Origin of the sequence: Kitasatospora sp. NPDC096128, assembly GCF_040303105.1 — a bacterium.
GTDB lineage: Bacteria > Actinomycetota > Actinomycetes > Streptomycetales > Streptomycetaceae > Kitasatospora.
Genome location: NZ_JBEOSP010000103.1, coordinates 1 through 5,500, shown reverse-complemented (window position 1 = coordinate 5,500; position 5,500 = coordinate 1). Strand labels below are relative to the sequence as shown.

8 protein-coding genes and 1 pseudogene are annotated in these 5,500 nt (G+C 67.6%); all 9 read left to right on the top strand.

Annotation, left to right across the window (positions count from 1 at the left end):
* Nucleotides 1-586 precede the first annotated feature (586 nt).
* Nucleotides 587-853: a hypothetical protein gene (locus tag ABTY61_RS41615; protein ID WP_350510458.1), complete on the top strand. Its 267-nt coding sequence runs from the start codon at nucleotides 587-589 to the stop codon at nucleotides 851-853.
* A gap of 8 nt (nucleotides 854-861) precedes the next feature.
* On the top strand, nucleotides 862-1,374 hold the full coding sequence (locus tag ABTY61_RS41610; protein ID WP_350510457.1) for a DUF6879 family protein: 513 nt from the start codon (nucleotides 862-864) through the stop codon (nucleotides 1,372-1,374).
* Nucleotides 1,375-1,383: 9 nt separating this feature from the next.
* The gene (locus ABTY61_RS41605; protein ID WP_350510456.1) at nucleotides 1,384-2,232 is read left to right on the top strand and encodes a helix-turn-helix domain-containing protein; all 849 of its coding nucleotides are present in this window, start codon (nucleotides 1,384-1,386) and stop codon (nucleotides 2,230-2,232) included.
* Between the two features lie 386 nt (nucleotides 2,233-2,618).
* Nucleotides 2,619-2,765 carry a hypothetical protein gene (locus ABTY61_RS41600; protein WP_350510455.1) on the top strand — a complete coding sequence of 49 codons (147 nt, stop codon included), beginning with the start codon at nucleotides 2,619-2,621 and terminating at the stop codon, nucleotides 2,763-2,765.
* A gap of 128 nt (nucleotides 2,766-2,893) precedes the next feature.
* A complete protein-coding gene (locus ABTY61_RS41595; protein ID WP_350510454.1) occupies nucleotides 2,894-3,322 on the top strand; it encodes a hypothetical protein in 429 nt (142 codons plus the stop codon).
* On the top strand, nucleotides 3,319-3,975 hold the full coding sequence (locus tag ABTY61_RS41590) for a hypothetical protein (protein WP_350510453.1): 657 nt from the start codon (nucleotides 3,319-3,321) through the stop codon (nucleotides 3,973-3,975). The genes ABTY61_RS41595 and ABTY61_RS41590 overlap by 4 nt, the downstream gene beginning before the upstream one ends.
* Nucleotides 3,939-4,781, top strand: coding sequence for a protein kinase domain-containing protein (locus tag ABTY61_RS41585; RefSeq protein ID WP_350510452.1), 843 nt, complete (start codon nucleotides 3,939-3,941; stop codon nucleotides 4,779-4,781). The genes ABTY61_RS41590 and ABTY61_RS41585 overlap by 37 nt, the downstream gene beginning before the upstream one ends.
* On the top strand, nucleotides 4,778-5,284 hold the full coding sequence (locus tag ABTY61_RS41580) for a GNAT family N-acetyltransferase (RefSeq protein WP_350510451.1): 507 nt from the start codon (nucleotides 4,778-4,780) through the stop codon (nucleotides 5,282-5,284). The genes ABTY61_RS41585 and ABTY61_RS41580 overlap by 4 nt, the downstream gene beginning before the upstream one ends.
* Nucleotides 5,281-5,500, top strand: a pseudogene (locus ABTY61_RS41575) (hypothetical protein); the annotation flags it as partial. The gene ABTY61_RS41580 and the pseudogene ABTY61_RS41575, both read left to right, overlap by 4 nt.

Below are 5,500 nucleotides of genomic sequence, written 5' to 3'. Positions count from 1 at the left end.
GTCGCCCGCGGGCTGCTCACCGAGGAGCAGCGCGACGACCTGTACGCCGAACTCACCACCGCCGCCGAGCAGCGCGCCTTCCACCTCTCGGTGACGATGTTCGCCGCCATCGCCCACCGGCCGGTCTGATCGTCAGCTGAGGTCGCCCGCACAGGAAGTCGGCCCGGCCGACTTCCTGTCGTGACGTACCATCGCCGGCCATGGAGCGGACCCTTCCGTTGTCGAGGAACATCTGCCACCCCGTGCGCCCGCTTCGCATCGGACGATGCCGCTCTCGGCCGAGTCGCCTCCGCCCAGCGGGCCGCAGTCCCCGAACGCAACACCGTCCCGTCCGACTGGTGCTCACCGTGCGGCCGGGGCTTGGGTGCAGGCTGAGCCTGACTGCCCCTATCTACGGCCCAACATCTGTCGAGCAGCAGGGTGAACGGAGATCTCCCCTTATCCCGATGACCACTTGCGCGCTCTCTAGACTCGCTGTCGCCGAGCTGGCGGTTCGTCAGGAAGTGCCTGACAGGCCGGTCGTATACGGGCCAGGATGGGCCCATCGGTTGTGCAACTACGCGGAACCAGAGTCCCAGGGAGCATCGTGGAGCCTCTAGAGTTCATCGGGATCATCTCCAACACGCCAGAGGTCGACTCGCCGACGATCTGGCGTGACCCGGAGAACGGCGACCTGCTCATCCAGTCCTACAAGGCCAGCGATGAGGACTTGAGCCGTTGCAAGGAGGTTGGTTCGGTCCCCGGTCACTCGACTGACGTGCCTGACCACGAGACCGTGATCCGCCTCCCGGAAGAGATGATCAAGTTCATCGTGGACCTCGCCGCAAGGCTGGCCGCTCAAGAGGACGAGTAAGGAGTAGCGTGGCCAACCCGATCGCCACGGCCATGGCAGAGGCCAAGTTCTCTGCCGTGCACCTGGAGATGCGCGACAACTACACGCCGAACGACCCTCAGTTCCAGCGCTATCGGGAGGGTCTTCGCTACAACCCGGACGACCGGCCGGAGTGGTTCCAGAACTGGACCCAGTTCGCCGGAGAGGCGATTATCCGTGGCGTGGTCATGCGTCGCGCTCGGATCGTCTCCGAGCCGGTCACGGAGTACATCCGCTACGAGCACCACGTGACGTTCCTGAATGTGGCCATCGGCGAGCAGGTTCGCTGGCTTCCGCGCCGGCTGGCGGCAGACATTGCTCTGCCCGGAACTGACCTGTGGATGTTCGATGACTCCAAGATCATGTTCACCTTCTTCTCGGGTGACGGGGATGTGGTGGACCGTGAGTGGAGCACCGAACCTGCCGTCGTTCAGCTCGTGAAGAACGCCTTCGAGACCGTTTGGCATAGGGCGACTCCGCACGAGGGCTACGTGCTCAAGTAACCGAACGAGATGCGCACTTCTCGCTCGTCGAGCGTTCAGCAGGCCCGGAAGGCTCTAGCCGAGCGGCTTAAGGAGATCCGTAAGGACTCCGGACTCACCGGGCCTGCTCTCGCGCTCGCCTGCGGTTGGAGCAAGTCGAAGTGCTCCCGCATCGAGAACGCGATCACCGCACCGTCCGAACAGGACATCAGGGATTGGTGCCGGGCCTGTGGAGCGGACGACCAGGCCGCGGACCTGGTGGCTTCCCTCCGCTCGGTGGAAACCATGTTCACCGAGTGGCGACGCATGGAGCGAAGCGGGCTCAAGCGCGCCCAAGAGATGGTCCTGCCGTTGTACGAGCGAACCACGCGGTTCCGGGCGTACACACCTGGCATCCTGCACGGGCTCCTCCAAACCCGGGACTACACCCGCTCGGTACTCCGAGCCACCCAACGTCGTCGGGTTGCCGTGGACGACGTGGAGGAGGCCGTGCAGGTGCGTATGGAGCGACAGGAGATCCTGAGAGACCACGGGAAGACCTTCGGCTTCATCATCGAAGAGGCATGCCTGTACCACGGCCTCGGCGGCACGGAGGTAGCCGCCGGCCAGCTTGCCCACCTGATCGCCGTCGCCTCCCTGACGAACGTGAGTCTGGGGATCGTCCCGAGGGGCTATCTGCGCCACTCGATGCACGTCGAAGCGTTCTCGCTCTACGACTCGTCGCAGGTCAACGTCGAACTCGTCTCCGGATACCTCCAGATCACGCAGCCCTCCGAAGTGGCCATGTACGTCAGCCGGTTCGGGGAACTGTCCGCAGATGCCGTGCACGGCGCAGCCGCTCGTGCCCTGATCACAGAGGCGATTGACTCTCTCGGGTGACTGCTGTGCAACTGCGTGCAACTTTCTGGAGAGCGTCTGACTGAAACTCCTACGGTCTATCCCGCACCCCCACCGCCACGGCGAAGGAGGACAGACCGATGGCGAGACGCAATCCCGAGTTGGAGGCCGCGGATTGAGCACCCCGCTGCTCCCGTCCAAATCACGGGCGAAGGGATGGTCATGGACCGGCCGACGGCTACCGCCGGGTACCTGCTGGGGCTGCCATCAGGACACGCTGGTCTGTGCGGGCAGCACGCTCCAGGCCCCCGGTGAGACCCAGGGCACCTGTCACGCGATCTGCGACGACTGCATTGCCCGCGCCCGCAGGCCCCACCACCGCGCCGCCCTGCGGGCCGCGCTCGACCAGCGGCCGGCGTAGGCACGCCATGGACGATCAGGACGAGTACCGCGAGGCGGCCGAGCAAGCCGCACGCGGCGTCCCCACCCCGGTACCGGTCGCCGTCGCCCACACGCTTTCGCTGTTCGTGCTGATGGCGGTAGCAACCGCGCTCATCGCCTCCGGGCGCTTCTAGCACCCGCGCCTTCGGGCGCCCACAGTCTCCCGGCCCGTCGAAAGGGTCTGACGGGCCGGGCCTGCACCACCACGCACCACTGCTCGCTCGTACCCGGGCAGGCAGAGCCAACCTGATTGGAGAGGCACGTGAGCACCGCCACCATCAAGCCCAGCATCGAGCTGGACGAGCTGGGCAAGTTCTTCGCGATCACGGCGCGCCGGATCGACGCGGGTCAGACCGCGCCCGAAATGTTCTCGGCTGCGATCGACGCGGCGTGGCACGGCCTGGTCGCGGACCCGGCCGCGCACGACGCCTTCGCCCTCCGGCACGCCGGCCGCAAGCTGGCCCACGTCGAGAGCGCGGGCACCGGCCACATCGCCTGGGTGAGTGCGTACGAGGAGGCGTACGGTCCCCTGCCGGAGATCTGGTTCACCGACGCCCACGGCACGGTCAACACCGAGGCGCTGGCCCGCTACCGTGACACGGGCGAGGTCCTCGCCGAGTGGGACTGCTCGCCCGCCGGCGGCGGCGACGGCGACGACGGCCTGACGGCCCCGGAGAAGACCATCCGGTGATCGCCGCACCATGCGACGGAGCGTCCCGGCCGACCGCCGGGGCGCTCCGCCTCACCGAGGCGCGGACGGAGAAGCCCGTCAGCATCGACGTGAACGACTACCTCGCAGTGCTGCACGAGCACTGCCCGTTCCTGCGGCCGTCCACCTCGCGGGGCATGACCGGCTGGACCGTCTACGAGATCACCCCGGGCAGCCACCAGTACGCCGTGGAGGCCGAGTTGTTCTACGCCGGAGTCCAGGCCGCCGAATGGGTCCGCCCGCTGATGGCACGACCGAACGGTGTTCTCGCGTGTGAAAACGTGGTGCTGATCGGGCACTGCGAAGATGCCGACCACCGGGAGCTTATGGCCTGGCCGCACTGGGCGTTGAAGCACCTTTACGCCCCGGTCGGGGTCATGTTCGGCAAGTTCACCCAGGCCGCCGTCGAGACCGGCCGGCATGGCCAGAGCATCCCGCCGCCGCCGTTTTCGTTCCTCCCGGTGCGGGCGGGCGTCCGGCCGCTGGACCCGAAATTCCTGGAGGCAACGCCCGACCTCGCCACGGCGCTTTCCGTGGCGGCCGACGACGGCCGGGACGTCTTCGAGCACATTCCTTGCGAGTGGAAGGCAGTACGAGAATGGGTGAGTTCACTTCCGAGGCCGCAGAGGCGCTGACGGTCGCGGAGGGCATCTGTGGGCCGTTCGAGCTGGAGGAGATTAGCAACCGGCGTGGCTCGGCGGTGTGGAAGGCCAGCGGCCCGCAGGGTGCGGTGAGCATCAAGCTCGGCACCGGCGACGCTGCCGAGGTCACCGCCCGCGAGGCTGCTGTGCTGGACCAGCTTCCCGGCTACACCGTGACGGCCGGCCGCTTCGCTGACGGCGTCTGGTACGTCACCCCGTGGCTGGCCGGGCCGTCCACCTGGGACACCTTCCGCCCAGTACGCAAAGGCGAAGACAGGAAGGCCCAAGCCCTCGCTGCTGCGGTCGGCCTATGCCGTGCCGTAGCCGACCTGCACGAGGCGGGGTGGGTGCACGGGGACCTCCAGCCCCAGCACGGCATCCACACCGAACAGGGTGTCCGTCTTCTCGACTTCGCGTGGTCCCGGCAGATCGACACCACGCCGTGGACGACATTCGACGGCACGATGATCCACCTCACCGCGCCCGAGCTGGCCGCCCGGATCATCAACGGTCCCCAACCGGTCGAGACCACACAGCCAGCCGATGTCTACGCCCTGGCCGGAACCCTGTGGACCTGTGCCACGGGCAAGTGGCCGCTGGACTACGAGACCGCCGGCCTTGGAAAGGAAACGCCGCTGGAGGAGATCCGCAAGACTATCGCTCACCAGGCGATCCCGATCTCCACCGCGATGCCCTGGCCCGGCCTCCAAGCCCGGTTGCGCTACGTCCTGCTGGCCGCCCCCGACGACCGGCCGACCGCAGCCGAATTGGTCAAGCTGATCCAAGTGGTGGACGGGTGATCGAACTGCGTGAGCTGAGTCCCGAGGACGCCGGGGCCCTGCTGCGGATCTACAGCGCGGAGTCGACCAAATACCTGGGTCGGGCCGCCATGGATGCCCCCGAAGCCCGTTGCCGTGTGCGCGACGCTGCCGCTTCCGCAACACAGTCGCCCCGCACGCTCTACGTCCTCGGGCTCGCCGTTGACGGTGATCTCCTCGGAGTGGTCAAGCTGAACCGTGGCCGCCCGGTGGCCACCATCAGCTACATCCTGCGTGAAGACGCCTGGGGCCAGGGCTACGCAACGGAGGGTGTCCGCCAGCTCCTGGCACTGGCTTTCGGCCGTCTCGGGCTACCAGAGGTCCGAGCCAAACACCACCCGGACAATCCCGCCTCCGGCAGCGTCCTCTTGAAGGCCGGGTTCGCATTCACCGGAGAGCACTCCGGGTTCCTCACATACGCCGCCTGGCCGCCAACAGCCCATCCAGCACGACCGGAGCACCCCCCATGGAACGAGCCGCCGTGATCGCTGTCAGGGAGTCCCCTTCCAGGAAGGCCGGTTCGGGGTGCGAAGCCCGTGCCCGCGCCACCATCTCGGCCGAGCTGTCCACTCCGACCACCGGCCCGCACCGCCGCGCCAGCTTCGCGGCCGGCAGTCCGGCCCGCTTCCTCGACGGCGATGCCCTCGCCCTGCCGCTGCCGGACGGCGAGTTGGACGTGGTCCGGTGCGAGCGGGTCCTCC